Raw genomic sequence first — 17252 nt, 5'->3', positions numbered from 1 at the left:
CAAACCACGCAAAGCACTCAACTGGCGCACCCCAGCCGAAGTCATGACCAACGCCCTCACACAAACCGGTAGCATCAAACCAAACTAACCATCATCGTTGCAACGACCCCTAGAATCCGCCAAATCGATGTCGCCTCCTAGCTCCCCGCCTGGCCTCTCCGTGCCTTAAGTCCAATGTGATCGGGCCGAATTGAACACATTGGGGCCTCAATTCGGCCCTTCCACCCTCAATTCGGCCCGATCAGTATGGACTCAAGCAAAAAGTTGGAAGATCAGGAGACCATGACCCCACGACAGCGGGTGAGCAACAGTGCCTACCACGCCGTGTCGATGCGCGTGATCTCTACCGAAATGCGGCGGCGCAGCGCCTGCGGCGCCTTGGCTTGGCCATTACAGCAGTTACGCACCAGAGAGCGGATAATCTCCTCGCTCTCGAGGCGCTGTTGACAGAAATCGCACTGGGCAATGTGCTCGCGGATGGCGAGTGCGCGGGCATAGGTGGTGGATTCATCGAGAAGCTCGCACAGGAGGGCCTGTACCTCTGGGGAGCTACACGCACCACAGTTGTGTTCCGTTGCGCGGTCCATTACTTCTCCTCCATGTCTGGGTGTTCTAATCCAATGCCTTGTTCTCGTGCCACGTCTTTCAACGCTTTCCGGAGCAATTTTCTTCCCCGGTGCAACCGGGACATCACCGTGCCCAGCGGAGTATCCATGATTTCTGCAATTTCTTTATACGCCAAGCCCTCTACATCCGCGTAGTACACCACCATCCGGTAATCATCGGGCAGGTCATTCATGGCCTCTGAAATGGTGGCGTCCGGCATGTCTTTAAGCGCTGATACCTCGGCGGATTCCAGGCCAGTGGAATCGTGCCCAGCAGTGGTATACAGCTGAAAATCGCTTAGGTCATCGGCCGAGGACTCCGTGGGGCGGCGCTTCGCCTTGCGGTAGGAGTTGATGTAGTTATTGGTCATGATGCGATACAGCCACGCCTTAAGGTTTGTACCTTGCTTGAAGGAATGAAAGGACTTATAGGCCTTGAGGTAGGTCTCCTGCACGAGGTCCTCAGCATCTTGCGGATTGCGCGTCATGCGCAGGGCACCGCCGTAGAGCTGGTCTAGCAGGGGCAGCGCTTCCGCTTCGAAGCGGCGCTGCAGCTCCTTTTCGCTGATTGTTTCTTTAGCCACAATTTCTATCCTAACGCGTAGCGTTAGGATCCCAGTCATGTCTAAAAAGTCCCCGCATGCAGCCACCCCAGCGCTCAAAGTCGTGGAAGATGCCGGCGTAGACCACCACGTCTACACCTTCGAGGCGGGCAAGGATCACTTCGGCGATCACGCCGCCGCGGCCCTCGAGGTAGAGCCGGAACGCGTGCTCAAAACCCTGGTCATCGATTTAACGGCGGGCAAAGGGTCCAAGCGGCAGTTGGCGGTGTGCGTCATCCCTACCACCCACCACCTGAGCCTCAAGAAGGCCGCGGCCGCCCACGGCGTTGCTAAGGCCGCCATGGCGGATCCGCATGACGCGTCCAAGTCCTCCGGATACATCCCGGGCGGCATTTCCCCGCTGGGACAGAAGAACCCGCTGCCCACGGTCGTTGAGGAAACCGCCGTCCTTTTCGATACTGTCTTCATCTCCGGCGGGCGCCGCGGGCTGGATATCGAGCTCAATGCGGAGGACCTCGCAGAGCTGTGCTCTGCTAGCTTTGCTGATCTACTCGCCGAGTAGCTCCGGATAATCGTTGGATACGCTGCCCACAGCCTTGTCGGCGGGGTGAGTGTGGAAGCCACGCAGGGGCGTCGGCAAGAGCAGCTCAGCGGCTTCCTCGGGGCTGCCCTCCAGCCAGGTACGCATTTCTTCGGCCGCCAAGAAGCGTGGCAGGCGGTGGTGCAGCCACTCCATTTCTTCCGTGGCGGCGGTGGTGACAATCGTGGCGGACAGGCGGTCCAGGCCGGTGTCCCATAGGCCCGCCGCCCACAACAGGCCCTCCTCCGCGCGGACGTAATAGGGCTGCTTGCCGCCTTCTTCCTGGTGCCATTCGTAGTAGCCGTTCATGGGGATAAGGCAGCGCTGCCCCTTAAAGGCATGCCGGAAGGAGGGTTTGGTGGCCACCGTCTCCGCCCGGGCGTTAAACAGCGGCGGGCCGTCCAGGTCCTTCTTCCAGTGCGGCAGCAGCGCCCACCGCGCAGGGTCGACTTGGGCGAGGCTTTCGTGCACGCGCACCATCGCCACCGGCTGGGTGGGCGCAATATTGTAGCGCGGGCCTGGGGTACCTTGTGGGGCGTGGACCTCAGTAACTCCGGGCAGTGCGCCCACTTCATCGAGAAGGGACTCGGTAAAAAGAACGAATCTTCCGCACATGCCCTCTATTATGGACGATATGTCTCAACCTTGGTCCGCCCCGCAAGCGGCAGGCCCCATTACGTGGGCCCAGCACGTGCCGGGCTCGAAGTCTATTACCAACCGCGCCTTCATTCTTGCAGCGTTGGCCGATGGCCCTTCTACCCTGCGCGCGCCGCTGGTCTCCCGCGATTCGCAGCTGATGGAAAAGGCCCTGGAATCTATGGGCGTGCGCTTCGAGCACGAAGGCGAGGATATCCACGTCACCCCCGGCCCGCTTAAGGGTGCCACGGTGGACTGCGGCCTGGCCGGCACGGTCATGCGCTTTATCCCGCCGGTTGCGGCCCTGGCGGACGGCGCCGTGCTTGTCGACGGCGACGAGCAGGCCTACGCCCGCCCCATGTCCACCACCCTGGATGCACTGCGCCAGCTCGGCGTCGAGGTGGACGGCGATAGCCTGCCCTTTAGTGTGCGCTCGCACGGGGTACCGGAAGGCGGTGAGGTCACTATCGACGCCTCTGGTTCCTCGCAGTTCGTCTCCGGACTCCTGCTGGCCGGCGCGCGCTTTAAAAGGGGCATTTCCGTCACCCACGAGGGCGGCCCCCTGCCGTCCATGCCGCACGTGGAGATGACCGTAGGCATGCTGCGCCAAGCCGGCGTACGCGTGGATTCCGGCGAGAATACGTGGACCGTGCACCCTGGCCCGATTGCCGGGCGGGAATGGGCAATCGAGCCGGATCTCTCCAATGCCACGCCCTTCCTTGCCGCCGCTGCCGTCACCGGCGGCCGCGTGACCATTAAGCGCTGGCCTGCCAATACCACCCAGCCGGGCGACGCCATTCGCCATATTCTGGTGGATATGGGCGTCATGGTCACCCAAGAGCCGGGCTTTGTCACTGCCAAGGGCGCCAAGGACGGCGCGCTGCAGGGCATCGAGCGCAATATGGGCGATATCGGCGAGCTCACCCCCACCGTCGCGGCGTTGTGCGCCCTGGCGGAGACCCCCTCTACCCTCACCGGCATTGCGCACCTGCGCGGGCACGAGACTGACCGTTTAAAGGCGCTGGCGGATAATATCAACGCCCTCGGCGGCAAGGTCACCGAGCTTGCCGACGGCCTGCATATCGACCCCGCCCCTCTCCACGGCGGCGAGTGGCCGTGCTACGCCGATCACCGCATGGCCACCGCGGGTGCGATTATCGGTCTGCGGGTACCGGGCGTAGAGGTAGAAGACATTTCCACCACCGCGAAGACCCTGCCTGGGTTCGACCGCATGTGGGAGACGATGGTGGACCCCGAGCAACAGGAGAGCAATGGCTAGGCGTTTCGGTTCCTTCGATGAATCCGATGTGCGCGTGCGCCCCGGCAAGGGCTCGCGGCCGCGTACCAAGGACCGCCCCAAGCACAAAAATGCCAAGTTCGGCATGGTCATCACCAAGGACCGCGGACGCTGGGGCGTAGCGCTAGACGACGGCCCGCGGGTCACCGCCATGCGCGCCCGTGAGCTGGGCCGCACCGCCATCGAGGTGGGCGACCGCGTGGGCGTCGTGGGCGATACCTCCGGCAAGAAAGACACCCTGGCGCGCATTGTGAAGCTGGAAGAGCGCACCTCCGTCCTCCGGCGCACGGCCGATGACACCGACCCTTATGAGCGCATCGTGGTGGCGAATGCGGACCAGATGCTCATCGTCACCGCCGTGGCCGATCCGCCGCCGCGCTCCGGGTTTGTCGAGCGCGCCCTCATCGCTGCGTTTGTGGGCAATATCCACCCCATCCTGTGCTTGACCAAGACCGATCTCACGGACCCTGCTCCCTTCGCGGCGGAGTTCGCCGATCTCGATGTCACGGTGGTGGAAGCCGGCGTCGACGACGGACTCGAGGCGGTGCGCCAGCACATCGACGGCCACGTCACCGCACTCATCGGACATTCCGGCGTGGGTAAATCCACCCTGGTCAACCGGCTGGTACCGGATGCGGATAGGGAGACAGGGGAAGTATCGGGCGTCGGCAAAGGCAGGCATACCTCCACCCAATCTGTGGCGCTCCCCCTCCCCGCCGAGGATGCATTCACCGGCGGCTGGATTATCGATACCCCCGGCATTCGTTCCTTTGGCCTCGCACACGTGGATGCCGATGACGTGCTTGGCGTCTTTGAAGACCTTGCCGCCGCCATCGAGGACTGCCCCCGCGGTTGTACGCATATGGGCCCGCCTGCGGACCCAGAATGCGGCCTCGATGATCCTGCGCTTATCTCCCCTGATACCGCCAGTGCGCGGCGGCGCGACGCGGTGCGCGGCCTACTCGAGGCCCTGCGCACCAACGTGGAGTGGGAAAATTAGAGGTGGAAGCCGGTATCGGCCATAACTCCCAAAATGGCATCCACGATGCCGAAGAATACATCGAGGATCTGGCCCCAGGTGCCCTGGGACGAGGTCTCTAGCAGCGCCAGCCACGGGGTGGTGGGCACGGCGTCGGCAGCCGCATCTGCAGCTGGGGTGGTATCTGCCAGTGCGGCAGGCGCGGCGATGAGGGCTGCGCCCGCGGTAACGGTGGCCGCAGCGAGGTTCTTGAAACGCTGAGTCATGTTTTCTCCTTCAGTTTTAGAGCAATTCTACGAGGAAAGGCAGCTCGCTGGGGTGATAAAAGGCCATAAACTTATCCAGTGCATCTCCCACGGCCAGCTCCGCGTCCTCATCGCCAAGGTCTGCGGTATCGATAGCCTCGATGGCCTTCGCTGTGGTTTCCTCGGACTCCGCAATATCCACGTGGATGGCCGCTAGGTCGTCCTTGCTGAACTGCGCCGGCTTGAGCTCTACCACCGGCTCGCCCATATCCGGGCGCGGGGTAAGGACAGAATCATCCAAGTCTACCGAGATAACCACGCGGCGGTGCGGGAACTTCTCCTCATCGCCGATGGCCAAAAGGCGCATGGAGGCCATAGAGGCCTCGAGGAAGGCCGAGTAGGCAATTTCTTCTTCATCGCCCTCGGTATAGAACTCCTGCAGCGCAGGGGTCACCATAAAGCCCCAGCCGGAGCGCGCGGACAGCGAGCCGGTTTCTTCCAGTTCCGCCAGCATGGCGTAGGTCGCAGGGATGTAAACGCGGGCTTTAGCCACTAAAACTCACCTTCAATATCGAAGACTGCCTGGATTTCAACGGAGACGCGGTCAAAGCTGGTGTACAAAAAGCCCACCATGCCGGATTCCACGGCGGCGCGCACGTTGAGGATGGAATCATCAACCATGACACAGTCATTGAGCGGCAGTTCTAGGGCATCCGCTGCCGCTTGGAAGGCTGCGACCTCAGGCTTTTCCGCCCCCACCTCGCCGGAGAGAACAACTGCGTCGACGTTTCCGCGGTACTCCCACTCGCGGATGTGCTCCGCGCCTGGTCCGCCTGGGTCATTGGACAGGATGGCGGTTGCTGCGCCATTTGCCTTGGCGGCGGCCAGCAGCGCCTTCCAGCGGCGGTTGTCTTCTTCGGTGCCGTCAAGGACGCCGACATAGTCAACGATTAGACCACGCATGTACTTAAATCCTTTGGTTACGATTCTCTTTAACTCCCCGAGAGTATAGCGAACCGCGCGCTCATTCGCGCCCACCCCTTTCAGGAAACCTTCAGAAATGGCGGGGTTGGGGCGGGCATGAGACAATTATCACGCGTCCGCCTCCTGCCCTTATTCAGGAGCACTACTTCCCCACCATGTACGAGCCCATTCCTGGCTACTCGCACCTCAAACTCTTCATTGCGCCCCACCGTGTGCGCTACGGCCGCTTGCCGACGTCCGCGGAAGTCGCCGCCCAGCACCGCATTCAAGGCTGGGTAGTCTTCGCGCTGGAGGTAGCCGCCGGCTATCGCCCGCTAGCCCATCTCAATTCCCCGCGCTATTCGGATGCCATCCGCCTGCACATTGGATCGTGGGTACGCCGGCGCACAAGCCCCTATGCCACGGACAGACTGCAATTAACCAGCCTGCACGCGCGGCCCAATGGCGAGTACTTTGGCTCCGCCTACATAGGCCAACAGCAGCATGCATTTACGGGCTCGGCGAGCCCCACCGGTTTAACGTCATTCCGCTTGCTCTAACTCAGCGGGCAGGGCTTGGCGCCTAGGAGAAGAACTGACCCAGGTGAGAAAGGATTTCGGACCAGTCGAGTGCGGACCATCCGAATCCGGCGGCGCTGGTCAGCGCCGCTAAACCGGTGGCTAGGAGGCCACCTTCGAAGGCGGATAGACCGGAATGCTCGTTCGCCGTCGCATCCGCGGGCACGGTTCCCGCAGCATGGTGCGAGACGGCGGCCTGCTCCAAGGGTGCATTGACCTGCTTGGTGATGGTGACAATATCGTGCAGCGCCGCCGCATAGGAAGGGAACTCATCCGGGAAGGCGGAGCCAGTTTCCCCGAGGGTCGGCAGCTGGCTACTTTGAGAGGTCGCCGCGTTGCCGGCGGGGGCCTGTGGCAAGTCCTTGGTAAACTCACCCAGCTCGGCGCGAATAACCGCCTGGGCATAGTTGGCACCCAGCATGTCGAGGTAATCCAATACGGCCGCTTCGGTGTACTGCTTGCCGTCCAGGGATTGCGTCCGCTCCTCTGGCTCCCACGGGAAGTCCAGCGGAGTGGAATAAATATTGCCATCGGTGCGCGCGGTATTGAGCCGGGCTTTGCCAAAGTAGTACTCGAAGGCGGCATCCGCCTTTTCCTGAGACAAAATTCCATCGGCCACCAATGCTTCCTTGCGCTGGGTAGCAATAGCCAGGATGGCCGCAGCCGCGTTATCCTGCTCAATCTTTTCGCCCGAATCCAAAATGATGCGCAACGAGGTGGCAGAATCACGCTGCATCTCATAGGCCACGGCCGGCGTGGCGCCACCGAGCAAGGTGGCAGACAGGAGGGTCGTAATACCGAGACGCAGAGAGCGGCGGCGCATCGTCAGTGGAGCTCCTCACAGGAAATAAGCAGAATGGACGGGTTTCTTATATTCTACTCATTTTTCCTGAAAAGAAACCTGCCCCGCGCCCACTATCACGAGCGGGGGCGGGGCGGGGTTGGGGCGGGGTTGGAGGAAGGACGGCGAGGCCTAGGCCTCTACGGTGCCCTCACCGTTGCCGGAAGCGGTAGCCGCGGATTCGCCGGCCTGCTCCTCTTCCTGCTGCTTGAATTGCTTGCGCAGCATAAACAGCTGGCGGACGGTCTCTTCCTTCACGCCATCGTTCATGGCGTTGAACATCTCACCGCCCTCCTTCTGGTACTCCACCAGCGGGTCGCGCTGCGCCATCGCGCGCAGGCCGATGCCCTCCTTGAGGTAGTCCATCTCATAGAGGTGCTCGCGCCACTTCTGGTCAATGATCGGCAGGATGACCATGCGCTCGGTATTGCGCATCTGCTGCTCGCCGCCAATAGCGGTCACAGACTCTTCAAGCTTGTCGTACTCATTATTGGCGTCCTGTACCAGGGCGTCGCGAAGCTGCTCAGCAGAAAGCTCACCCGGGGAACCATACTCGGAGCCTTCCACCAGCTCCTCATGGGAAATGGTGGGACCGTAGAGGGAATCCAGCGCATTCCACAGCGCGTCCAAATCCCAGTCCTCCACGTAGCCGGTGGCGGTAGCGCCGGCGACATAAGCGGACACGGTGTCATCAATCATGCCGCGAATATTGTGCTGAATATCGCCGGCATCGAGGATGTCGTGGCGGGTAGCGTAGACCACCTTGCGCTGCTCGTTGAGCACCTCGTCGTACTTAAGGACGTTTTTACGCATCTCAAAGTTCTGGTTCTCCACCTGCGCCTGGGCGCCCTTGATGGAGTTGGAGACCATCTTGGCCTCGATGGGGACATCGTCCGGGACATTGAGGCGGTTCATCATGTTCTCCATGGACTGGCCCACGAAGCGCACCATCAATTCATCGCGCATGGACAGGTAGAAGCGGGTCTCACCCGGGTCACCCTGGCGGCCGGTACGACCACGCAGCTGGTTATCAATGCGGCGGGACTCGTGACGCTCGGTACCCAGGACGTAGAGGCCGCCGGCCTCGCGCACCTGGTCACCCAGCTTCTTGGAGCGCTCCCTCTCGGAGTCGATTTCTGCTTCCCAGGCCTCCTGGTACTTCTCTTCATCCTCGAATGGGTCTAGGCCGCGCTCGCGCAGCTTCTCATCGAGGATGACCTCGGGGTTGCCACCGAGCACGATATCGGTACCACGGCCGGCCATGTTGGTAGCCACGGTGACGGTGCCGGGGCGGCCCGCACGGGCGATGATCTGGCCCTCTTCCTCGTGGTGCTTAGCGTTGAGCACGTTGTGCTTGATGCCGCGCTTAGACAGCAGCTGGGACAGGTACTCGGAGCGCTCCACGGAGGTGGTACCGACCAGAACCGGCTGGCCGGACTCGACGTGCTCGGCAATATCGTCCACTACGGCAGCGAACTTAGCTTCCTGCGTCTTGTAGATGCGGTCAGAGTGATCGGCACGCTGATTCGGCTTATTGGTAGGAATAGGCACCACATCCAGGCCATAGATGGAGTGCAGCTCGGCAGCCTCGGTTTCTGCCGTACCGGTCATGCCGGAGATCTTCTCGTACAGGCGGAAGTAGTTCTGCAGGGTAACGGTAGCCAGGGTCTGGTTCTCGTTCTTGATCTCCACCTGCTCCTTGGCCTCAATGGCCTGGTGCATGCCCTCGTTGTAGCGGCGTCCGGCCAGCACGCGGCCGGTGAAGCCGTCCACGATCATGACTTCGCCATTGCGAACGATGTAGTCCTTGTCGCGGGTGAACAGCTCCTTGGCCTTCAGGGCGTTGTTCAGGTAGGACACCAGCTGGGAGTGCTCGGGGGCGTAGAGGTTATCGATGCCGAGCTGATCCTCGACGTATTCCACGCCCTCTTCCAGCACGCCGATGGTGCGCTTCTTGTGGTCCACCTCGTAGTGGATACCCTCGCGCATACGCGGGGCCAGCTGGGCGAAGACGCCGTAGAACTGGGAGGAACCATCTACCGGGCCGGAGATGATGAGCGGGGTACGGGCTTCATCGATAAGAATCGAGTCAACCTCGTCCACGATGCAGAAGTTGTGGCCGCGCTGCACCACATCGTTGAGGGAGCGGACCATGTTATCGCGCAGGTAGTCAAAGCCCAGCTCGTTATTGGTGCCGTAGGTAATGTCGCAATCGTAGGCAGCCTTGCGCTCTGGTGGGCGCATCTCGGACAGGATGACGCCCACGGACAGGCCGAGCCAGCGGTGAACACGGCCCATCATCTCAGCATCGCGCTTTGCCAAGTAATCGTTAACGGTCACGATGTGGACACCCTTGCCATCAAGGGCATTGAGGTAGGCCGGCAGCAGCGAGGTCAGGGTCTTGCCCTCACCGGTGCGCATCTCGGCGACGTTGCCGAAGTGCAGGGCCGCACCGCCCATGATCTGCACGCGGTAGTGCTTCTGATCGAGGACACGCCAGGCAGCCTCACGGACGGTGGCAAAGGCCTCGAGCAAGATGTCATTCATCTCTTCGCCGTCTCGCAGGCGAGTCTTAAACTCGTCGGTCTTTGCCTTAAGTTCGTCGTCCGAAAGCTCCGCGTACTTATCCTCAAGGGCAATTACATCGTCTGCCATTTTGCCCAGGCGCTTGACCGTACGGCCCTCGCCCGCGCGCAGCAGCTTGGAAAGTCCAAACACGGTTAGTTAGTCCTTCTAGTCGCGACAATAAAGTTAACTCGTCGCTATTGTACTCACTCGCTTTCACAAAGCATCTCCCGCCTAGCACATAGGGCAGGCGCACAGCCTCCGTTCAGCCTGTATATCCCCCGCAACCTGCTTGCCGACGCCCCCTCCCCTAACCACACATTCGACCCCGCTGCATACTCGCAGCAGGGTCGTTAGCTAAGAGAAGTATGAGCTCCTTTAAGCTTCAGCGTCTTCCGATAGGGAGATAATGCCGTAGTCGTAGGCGTGGCGGCGATAAACCACGGACGGCTTATTGTTCTCCTCGTTGATAAAGAGGAAGAAGTCGTGGCCCACCAGCTCCATCTCGCTCAAGGCATCATCCACGCTCATCGGGGTAGCCGGGTGCTCCTTGGTGCGCACGATCTGGCCGGGCCGAACGTCCTCCACGGTCTCAGCATAAGGGTCAACGTAGCGCTCTTCCTTTGCGCGCTCAGCCTCGGCCTGCGCAACCATTTCAGCGGCAATCTCGCCGGTACCCTTCTGCGCGCGGTGACCGCTCTTGACGTTTTCGCGGCGCACCTTCACCTTGCGCAGGGAGCGCTCCATCTTGCCCAAGGCGGTTTCGAGCGCTGCGTAGAAGGAATCTTCCTTGGCTTCAGCGCGGGCAATGTGCCCCTTACCGGTAGCGGTAATCTGAATGCGCTCCGCTTCGGAGTCACGGCGCGGGTTTGGTTCGTGCTGTAGCTCCACATGGAAGAAGGTCAGGGTGGGGTCAAGGCGTTCAATCTTGGCCAGCTTGTCATTAACTCGCTCTTGGAAGTGTTCGGGAACCTCGACGTTGCGGCCCGTAATCGTTACCTGAGCTTTGTTCGGCTGGGACATTGAGATGCCTCCCTTGAGTAGTGGGACTAGAATCAATCACAGTAACTATCTCTCTGTGACACTCCTCATGATAGCACTGGTTATGACCTTTGCGAGAGATTTTTAGGCAACTCCCCTACCTCGAGGGTGGGCACCACCCCTATCTAGGCATCCGCAAAGACCAATGCCCCGCAGACTTCTACACCCGCGGCCTGCAGGGCGGCGATGCTCGCGGCGAGGGTGGCACCGGTGGTAATGACGTCGTCGGCAAGCAGCGCAGGCGCCTGAGCACTTGGCACGCGCACGCGGACTCGGCCCTGCAGGTTTGTCCACCTATCCTGGGCATTGAGCTCGGACTGGTCCGCGGTGGACTGGCCCATAGTAAGCGCCGCGCACACGCCCACGCGCTGGTGCTGCGCCGCGGCGTGACACACAGCGGACACCGGATCTCCGCCGCGTGCCCGCGCCGAACGCGGCCGAGTAGGCGCGGGCACGAGGGTGAACTCGCGCGGGATATCGCCGCGGGCACTCAGATGGGCCAGCCCGGCCGCGAAGACGGCCCCCACATACTCGCGAACCGGCCGATTGCCTCGCTCCTTCATGCCAATAATGATGCGGCGGCGAATATCGGAATAGGGGCCGAGAGCATAGACGGGCGCGCCCAGCGGCCGAGGCCGGGCCACCATGTAGGGCGGCTGCCGCAAGTGATCGCGGCACTGTGGGCACAAAACCTCGCCCGGCGCGCCGCACCCAGCGCACGCACGCGGAAAAATAAGCTCCCCCAAGCCCATAATCGCCTCTCCCAGCCGCGCAGACCCTCTGGCGGCTAATTAGAAACAATAGGGGAAGAACGCCGGCCCTGCAGGCCGGAGACCTCGCGCCAGTTGGTTTCGTCCATGACGGTGGAAGGAAGCTCAAACATGGCGTGCGAATCAGTAATAAAGAGCTTGGTAGGCGAGGTTGCTACCGCCACCACAGGGGCGGTGATATTGCCGGTAGGCATGGTCGAAGCCGAGGAACCATCCTGCTCAATGCGCCATACGGGCGACTGGCTCGAGGAAGTGCCAACGATGAGCGAGCCATCCGCATTCCAGTCCAGCGAAAGTGCCGAGCCGGATACTTCGGGGCCTACCTCGCGGGCGTTGACGATGCGCTCATCACCGCTGCTGGATTGAGCAACGGCCGCGATGTACACGTGGCCATCAATAATCATGGCCACGCGCGCACCGCTATGGGACAAGCGGATAACGGAGATTTCGCCCTCAATATCGTCGATGCTGCGGGCATCCACCTCGGATTCGGAGATGCGGCCTGTAGTCTTGGAGCGCACCACGCGCACGATGCGATCACCATCGACCACGGTCCAGGCGGCTTGCCCGTTGTACTCGAAGGTCGGTCGTGCCAGTGTGGGGCCGTCCACCGAATCCTGCAGCTGGCCGTCAAGCTCGCCTATCTGCAGCGAGAAGTCATTATTAGACTTGCGGCGCACGGCCGCAACGAGGCCGCTATCGGCAACATCTACGGATTGCACGTCACCGCTGCTGCCCAACGTGGATTTCACGTGCTCGGCCACACCATCGTCTACCTCGAGCAGGTTGCCCTCATTGAGGGCGTAAAGCTTAGACAAAGAGGTGCTTCTTTCCTGCGGGTTATAGTCCGCAAAGTCATCCACGCTCAGGCTATCCATGCCCTCCACCAAGTCACCGCCATCGGCTTTGACCTTAAAGGGACCGGTATGGCCGGCTTCCGTAAGCGTCCACACTAGCTGGGCTGCAAAGAGCGTGCGATCTTGAGCGTCTAGGTCAGCAAGGCCCTCGAATTGGTAGCCCTGTTCGGGGTCATAGCCAGCGAAGGTGACATTCTCCCCCGCTGCCCGGCGGGTAGCGGGCGCAATGCTAGCTGAAGGTCCCTCCATCAACAGCGTAAGGAGCGTCGACTCCGATTGTTCGCCGCCCTTGTACAGCCAGCGGCGGTCTGGAACCAGCACATAGTTGCTCTGCTTAAAGAAGTACAGCGATTGCGGGGTGTAGTGATTGCGCATTTCATTGCGCTCCATTACTACTCCGGCCGGCAAGCCATCGACGCGCCATCTATCGTCTTGCATCTTCATGTAGATGACGGCCTCGTAGCCCTCATTTTCCGGCACGTACGCACCGCCGGATTTCAGGCGGCCGATGATGGTGCCGCGCACCGTGAAGGCGCGCTCATTGTCCCTCGAGCTTTGCTTACTTGCGGGCGCGGTAACGATGTCCAGGCTATCGACCACCATCACATCACCGCTGGCGTCCCAGGCTTCGCGAGCGTTATCGGTCAGAAAGCCGCGCGCGACCTCATGGTCGTTTCCCGGCACGGCGGAAGCCTGGTAGAAATCGCGCAACGTCAGATCCGGGTCATCGCCGGGTTGCGGTGCAATGACTTCTTCAGGGCCGTCCTCTTGCTGCTGGTAGGTTCCGACTACTTGCGGGCCGGTGTTATTCGGCAGCGTGGAACAACCGCTGACGAAAAGCACGGCCGCTGCGGTGCCGGCAACCGCGGTCTTGCGATAGTTCGCTCTCAACACGCTTATTTCCTCCTACCCTCAAAGTCCGGGGCCTTATAGGCGCGCCTGTCCGGAGCGGCCGCGCCGCGGTTAAGCTCACGTTCCGAAGGCCAGAGGATGCCATCGCCTTCTACCTCACCATCGGGGTCCCTGTCACTCTTCTCGACGTGCAGTGAGCTCATGCCGGATGAAATGGCCGGCGTTACAGAGGCGGGCCCGGCATCCAGCTCGGCGGCGCCAGTGTCCTGTGCTTCTGTAGCTTCAGCATCGGGTTCTGCCAGCTCACTACCATCCGCAGTGCTGGTGACGGGTGCGCCGGGAATCTCCACAGCGATGGGAGCCTCGCCCACCTCGGCATTCGGGGTGCGTGGAATAATGAGGCGGAAGCGGGAACCAAAGCCCTCATAGCCGGTGGCATCTAGCGTGCCGCCGTGCAGGACGGCATCCTCGCGGGCGATAGCCAGGCCCAAACCGGTGCCGCCAGAGTGGCGCTTGCGGGAGGAATCCGCACGCCAGAAGCGGTTGAATACCAGCTCTTCTTGGCCCGGTTTTAGGCCCACGCCATGGTCCGTAACGGTAACGCCCACGGCAGTGTCCGTGGCTGCGACGTCAACCGCCACCGGATTGCCCTCCGAGTGATCAATGGCATTGGCCAAAAGGTTGCGCAAGATGCGCTCGAGGCGGCGGGAATCGGCCTCGACACCGATGCGCTCCTCCGGCAGATTGAGCTGGACCTCCACATCGAGCTCGCGGGCCAAATGCTCCACCTGCCCGTAGGCCGCCTCCACACACGAGCGCAGATCAATGGCTGCCGTAGACAAGTCCGCCACACCAGCATCGTGGCGAGAAATCTCCAGCAAGTCCGCGAGCAATTCCTCGAAGCGGTCGAGCTCGCTCGACATGAGGCGGGAAGCGCGCTGGGCACCGTGCGGCAGGCTATCGCTTTCCGCCTCAATCATGTCCGCGGCCATGCGCACGGTGGTCAAAGGGGTGCGCAGCTCATGGGAGACGTCAGAAGTAAACTGCCGCTGCAAATCGCCGTACTCCTCCAGCTGTGCAATTTGGGAGGACAGCTTATCGGCCATGTTATTGAAGGACGCGGCCAAGCGGCCCATTTCATCATCACTATCGACGGCCATGCGCTCCTTCAAATGACCCGCCGCCAAGCGCTGTGCGATGCGTGAGGCCGAGCGAATCGGCGTAATAACCTGCTGGGTGGCCAGCCAGGCAATGCCCACCAGCAACACCACGACCACCACGCCGGCAGCCGAAAGCAGGCCGCGCATCAGCGCCATGGTGGATTCTTCCGATTCCATGGACAACGCCAGGTAGACCTGTGTATGGGGAATATCGGTATCGGTAGGCGTGCCTACCAGCAAGGCGTTGTAGTGATCACCATTTTCGCGCGGCGCTGGGAAATACTGCTGCGCAATCTGGCCTTTATCCACCATCTCGCGCAGCTGATCCGGTACGGGAAAATCCTCGGGCGAAGTGGTAACAGAGCCATCCTGGTTTTCCACCACGATGACCGGCTCGTAGACCGTCTGGGCGTCGCCCTGCTGGGCGGAGAGCTGGCCCAACGCAGCGCGAGCGGAATTAATGCGTACCTGGACGGAGTTAGCAGAACTGGTGGCATCGATCTGCTGTTCCACGGCCGTGCGGGCACGCTCCAGCTCCTGTTGGGCTACGTCTTCCTTCTGGCTGACCAGGCGCTGGGTAAGCACGGACACCAGCGCGTAGGCCAAGATGATCATGACCACCGAGGAGGCGACCAAAATCATGCCAATGACGCGCGCCTGCAAAGAGGTGCGCCACGTTGTAATGAAGGCGTCTCGAATGCGCCTTAGACGCTCAATGATGCCGATGGTCCTTACTCCCCGGCGCCGGCCTTGCCGGTCTTATAGCCCACGCCGCGCACGGTCAGCACAATCTGCGGGTCTTCCGGATCGTGCTCGATTTTGGCGCGCAGGCGCTGCACGTGCACGTTAACCAGGCGCGTATCAGAGGCATTGCGGTAGCCCCACACGGATTCCAGCAGCGATTCACGCGTATGCACCTGGCCTGGGCGGCGCGCCATCTCCAGCAGCAGGTCAAACTCAAGCGGGGTCAGGTTCAGCTCGGTGCCATCGGTGCGGCGCACGGTATGCTCCGGCACATCAATGACAAGGTCCGCAACCTCCAGGATTTCAGATTCCGCAGAATCGGTGCGGCGCAGGCGCGCACGGATGCGGGCGATGAGCTCCTTGGGCTTGAATGGCTTGGTGATGTAATCATCCGCGCCGGATTCCAGACCCAGCACCACATCAACCGTATCGGTTTTGGCGGTCAGCATAACGATGGGCACGGAGGATTCACGGCGAATGGCACGGCAAATATCTACGCCATTCATGCCCGGAAGCATGAGGTCCAGCAGGATGAGATCCGGCTCGTGCTGCTCAAAGGCAGGCACGGCATCATTGCCATCCATGACCGGAATGGGCTTGAGCCCCTCGGACTCGAGCACAATGGTCAGCATCTCTGAGATAGCCGGATCGTCATCGACAACCAAAATCTTGGGCGCCACGTTTTATTCTCCTACAAGGTCTTTTATCGCTGAAATAATAGTATCCGCATCGGCGGTAGCGATCCAGCGTCCACCCCAGCCCGCATCTGCCAAGCGCCGGTAGGCTGCGGCGGTGCGTTCCTGCAACCCGCCATCGCGTTCGTAGCGGTCGCGTTCCCGGCTGGCGTCTGCCTGGGCTCGTGCCTGCGCTCTTTCCGACGCCACCTCTACCGCCGTATCCAAATACACCTGCAGGTCTGCCTGCGGCAGGCCGAGGGTGCCAAATTCCAGATCGTGCACCCACTCCATCACCGCATCGTCTTCGAGCCGCGCCGCCGAATACGCCGCATTGGAGGCCACGTAACGATCCAATAGCACCACGGTGTCGGATTCCTTGGCGTGCTGCAGCTGGTCCTTGACGCCATAGCGATCCAACGCGAATAGCGTCGCCATGGCATAAGCCGAATCCGTGAGGTCGCCCATCTTTCCGTAGAGCGCCTTTTGCGCTAGTTGCGCGTGAATCGAATCTGCATAGCGCGGAAAGGCAATAACCTCTACGGGCCGGTCCAACGACTCCTTGAGTGCGGAGACCAACGTATTTTTACCGGCACCGTCGATGCCTTCGATGCTGATCAGCATAGGTGTGGGCTATCTTCCCTTCTGTTATTTCACCCGCGGGGCCGCTTTCGCGCCGCTGCTGCCGCGGGCAGCAGGATCGACTTAGGACAGGGCCTCAATGAACGGTTCGAGGTCATATTCTTCCTCGACGTTTTCGAGCACCTCGAGGGCATTTTCCGTCAAGGTCTCGCTGCCAGAGCCCACCAGTTCCCTAATATAGGGGTAGTCTTCGACAACTTCGCCCGCGCTAAAGGGCGCACCAGCCCAAATGGCAGCAATGGTGGCCGCCGCTTGAGCATTCTGTTCCTCTTCTTCGCTGAGTTTTGGCTTGCTGTGTGCGACCTCGCAGGCATCCTCGACGGCGCGAATTACCCCTTCTTCATCGAGGTTTGCCATCTCGTCCAAGAAATCCACGTTGAGGTCCGTGCTGAAAATGTTTTCGTCCCAAGTACTCACTTTTTGACTCCTTCGGTGCTTTCAGCGCCATTTATACACGCTTTCTTGGTGAAAGAAAGCAGGCAATGAAAAGGTTTGCATGGCCTTCTACGCCCGTGAACTGCCCTTTTGTTTACTTATCACAGAATTGCGACGCCGTCGCAATGTTTCCCAAACATGATAGTCTCGTTACCAACTTGTTACCGGGGCGCCGTATCGCCCTCCCCCTTGGGCTGTAACGGCCCGCCTCATAGAAAGGACAGC

Annotated in this window: 19 protein-coding genes; 4 read left to right on the top strand and 15 right to left on the bottom strand. The window is 61.1% G+C overall.

Annotated features, from left to right (window positions below):
- Positions 1–314: 314 nt before the first annotated feature.
- Together MHY13_RS02450 and MHY13_RS02445 are read right to left on the bottom strand one after the other, a co-directional pair.
- On the bottom strand, positions 315–587 hold the full coding sequence (locus MHY13_RS02450) for an anti-sigma factor (protein ID WP_005326557.1): 273 nt from the start codon (positions 585–587) through the stop codon (positions 315–317).
- A complete protein-coding gene (locus MHY13_RS02445; RefSeq protein WP_200436091.1) occupies positions 587–1189 on the bottom strand; it encodes a sigma-70 family RNA polymerase sigma factor in 603 nt (200 codons plus the stop codon). The genes MHY13_RS02450 and MHY13_RS02445 overlap by 1 nt, the downstream gene beginning before the upstream one ends.
- Before the next feature lie 37 nt (positions 1190–1226).
- Between MHY13_RS02445 and ybaK the strand changes: the two genes are divergently transcribed.
- Positions 1227–1730, top strand: coding sequence for a Cys-tRNA(Pro) deacylase (gene ybaK / locus MHY13_RS02440; protein ID WP_204609900.1), 504 nt, complete (start codon positions 1227–1229; stop codon positions 1728–1730).
- On the opposite strand, the gene MHY13_RS02435 is transcribed toward ybaK, so the two are convergent.
- On the bottom strand, positions 1716–2363 hold the full coding sequence (locus MHY13_RS02435) for an SOS response-associated peptidase (RefSeq protein ID WP_204609902.1): 648 nt from the start codon (positions 2361–2363) through the stop codon (positions 1716–1718). The two genes, ybaK and MHY13_RS02435, sit on opposite strands and share 15 nt — an antisense overlap.
- On the opposite strand from MHY13_RS02435, the gene aroA reads away from it, so the two are divergent.
- A complete protein-coding gene (gene aroA / locus MHY13_RS02430; RefSeq protein ID WP_239230548.1) occupies positions 2362–3663 on the top strand; it encodes a 3-phosphoshikimate 1-carboxyvinyltransferase in 1302 nt (433 codons plus the stop codon). The genes MHY13_RS02435 and aroA overlap by 2 nt on opposite strands.
- A complete protein-coding gene (rsgA, locus tag MHY13_RS02425; RefSeq protein ID WP_204609906.1) occupies positions 3656–4681 on the top strand; it encodes a ribosome small subunit-dependent GTPase A in 1026 nt (341 codons plus the stop codon). The genes aroA and rsgA overlap by 8 nt, the downstream gene beginning before the upstream one ends.
- Here the strand turns inward: rsgA and MHY13_RS02420 are convergent.
- Genes MHY13_RS02420 through MHY13_RS02410 form a run of 3 tightly spaced genes read right to left on the bottom strand, consistent with a single transcriptional unit; the run spans position 4678 to position 5868 of the window.
- Positions 4678–4926 (bottom strand): hypothetical protein, encoded by a 249-nt coding sequence (locus MHY13_RS02420; RefSeq protein WP_204609908.1) that lies wholly within the window; start codon positions 4924–4926, stop codon positions 4678–4680. The genes rsgA and MHY13_RS02420 overlap by 4 nt on opposite strands.
- Before the next feature lie 16 nt (positions 4927–4942).
- Positions 4943–5419: a hypothetical protein gene (locus MHY13_RS02415; RefSeq protein ID WP_239280481.1), complete on the bottom strand. Its 477-nt coding sequence runs from the start codon at positions 5417–5419 to the stop codon at positions 4943–4945.
- A 38-nt stretch (positions 5420–5457) separates the two neighbouring features.
- On the bottom strand, positions 5458–5868 hold the full coding sequence (locus MHY13_RS02410) for an HAD-IA family hydrolase (protein WP_204609910.1): 411 nt from the start codon (positions 5866–5868) through the stop codon (positions 5458–5460).
- A 176-nt stretch (positions 5869–6044) separates the two neighbouring features.
- On the opposite strand from MHY13_RS02410, the gene MHY13_RS02405 reads away from it, so the two are divergent.
- Positions 6045–6428, top strand: a complete 384-nt coding sequence (locus MHY13_RS02405) for a hypothetical protein (RefSeq protein ID WP_204609912.1) — start codon at positions 6045–6047, stop codon at positions 6426–6428.
- Between the two features lie 22 nt (positions 6429–6450).
- On the opposite strand, the gene MHY13_RS02400 is transcribed toward MHY13_RS02405, so the two are convergent.
- The 9 genes from MHY13_RS02400 to MHY13_RS02360 all read right to left on the bottom strand — a co-directional run bounded on the left by MHY13_RS02400 (position 6451) and on the right by MHY13_RS02360 (position 17009).
- Complete coding sequence (locus MHY13_RS02400) at positions 6451–7269, bottom strand: hypothetical protein (protein WP_239280459.1); 819 nt, start codon at positions 7267–7269, stop codon at positions 6451–6453.
- Between the two features lie 150 nt (positions 7270–7419).
- Complete coding sequence (gene secA / locus MHY13_RS02395; protein WP_239280457.1) at positions 7420–10005, bottom strand: preprotein translocase subunit SecA; 2586 nt, start codon at positions 10003–10005, stop codon at positions 7420–7422.
- A gap of 225 nt (positions 10006–10230) precedes the next feature.
- Positions 10231–10875: a ribosome-associated translation inhibitor RaiA gene (gene raiA, locus MHY13_RS02390; RefSeq protein WP_049378762.1), complete on the bottom strand. Its 645-nt coding sequence runs from the start codon at positions 10873–10875 to the stop codon at positions 10231–10233.
- A gap of 143 nt (positions 10876–11018) precedes the next feature.
- Entirely contained in the window at positions 11019–11558 is a 540-nt protein-coding gene (locus MHY13_RS02385) for a ComF family protein (protein ID WP_239280455.1), read from the bottom strand.
- A 122-nt stretch (positions 11559–11680) separates the two neighbouring features.
- Positions 11681–13414 (bottom strand): MtrAB system accessory lipoprotein LpqB, encoded by a 1734-nt coding sequence (gene lpqB, locus MHY13_RS02380; protein WP_239280453.1) that lies wholly within the window; start codon positions 13412–13414, stop codon positions 11681–11683.
- 2 nt (positions 13415–13416) lie between these two features.
- Complete coding sequence (mtrB, locus tag MHY13_RS02375) at positions 13417–15195, bottom strand: MtrAB system histidine kinase MtrB (RefSeq protein WP_255726923.1); 1779 nt, start codon at positions 15193–15195, stop codon at positions 13417–13419.
- Positions 15196–15263: 68 nt separating this feature from the next.
- Positions 15264–15956 (bottom strand): MtrAB system response regulator MtrA, encoded by a 693-nt coding sequence (gene mtrA, locus MHY13_RS02370; protein ID WP_005322406.1) that lies wholly within the window; start codon positions 15954–15956, stop codon positions 15264–15266.
- Between the two features lie 3 nt (positions 15957–15959).
- Complete coding sequence (locus tag MHY13_RS02365; RefSeq protein ID WP_239280451.1) at positions 15960–16574, bottom strand: dTMP kinase; 615 nt, start codon at positions 16572–16574, stop codon at positions 15960–15962.
- Between the two features lie 81 nt (positions 16575–16655).
- Positions 16656–17009, bottom strand: a complete 354-nt coding sequence (locus MHY13_RS02360) for a DUF4259 domain-containing protein (RefSeq protein ID WP_179387511.1) — start codon at positions 17007–17009, stop codon at positions 16656–16658.
- Positions 17010–17252: the final 243 nt, after the last annotated feature.

It is taken from the genome of Corynebacterium sp. ACRPE, assembly GCF_022347435.1.
GTDB lineage: Bacteria > Actinomycetota > Actinomycetes > Mycobacteriales > Mycobacteriaceae > Corynebacterium > Corynebacterium tuberculostearicum_D.
Note: the sequence above shows the minus strand (reverse complement) of the source record. Positions and strands in the feature narration are given on the sequence as shown.

Excerpts from the sequence above, each read along its gene's own strand:
- MHY13_RS02420 (WP_204609908.1), bottom strand. The coding sequence starts at position 4,926 with ATGACTCAGCGTTTCAAGAACCTCGCTGCGGCCACCGTTACCGCGGGC.
- rsgA (WP_204609906.1), top strand. The coding sequence starts at position 3,656 with ATGGCTAGGCGTTTCGGTTCCTTCGATGAATCCGATGTGCGCGTGCGC.
- MHY13_RS02400 (WP_239280459.1), bottom strand. The coding sequence starts at position 7,269 with ATGCGCCGCCGCTCTCTGCGTCTCGGTATTACGACCCTCCTGTCTGCC.
- raiA (WP_049378762.1), bottom strand. The coding sequence starts at position 10,875 with ATGTCCCAGCCGAACAAAGCTCAGGTAACGATTACGGGCCGCAACGTC.
- ybaK (WP_204609900.1), top strand. The coding sequence starts at position 1,227 with ATGTCTAAAAAGTCCCCGCATGCAGCCACCCCAGCGCTCAAAGTCGTG.
- MHY13_RS02405 (WP_204609912.1), top strand. The coding sequence starts at position 6,045 with ATGTACGAGCCCATTCCTGGCTACTCGCACCTCAAACTCTTCATTGCG.
- MHY13_RS02435 (WP_204609902.1), bottom strand. The coding sequence starts at position 2,363 with ATGTGCGGAAGATTCGTTCTTTTTACCGAGTCCCTTCTCGATGAAGTG.
- aroA (WP_239230548.1), top strand. The coding sequence starts at position 2,362 with ATGCCCTCTATTATGGACGATATGTCTCAACCTTGGTCCGCCCCGCAA.
- MHY13_RS02415 (WP_239280481.1), bottom strand. The coding sequence starts at position 5,419 with ATGCTGGCGGAACTGGAAGAAACCGGCTCGCTGTCCGCGCGCTCCGGC.
- MHY13_RS02410 (WP_204609910.1), bottom strand. The coding sequence starts at position 5,868 with ATGCGTGGTCTAATCGTTGACTATGTCGGCGTCCTTGACGGCACCGAA.
- MHY13_RS02450 (WP_005326557.1), bottom strand. The coding sequence starts at position 587 with ATGGACCGCGCAACGGAACACAACTGTGGTGCGTGTAGCTCCCCAGAG.
- MHY13_RS02365 (WP_239280451.1), bottom strand. The coding sequence starts at position 16,574 with ATGCTGATCAGCATCGAAGGCATCGACGGTGCCGGTAAAAATACGTTG.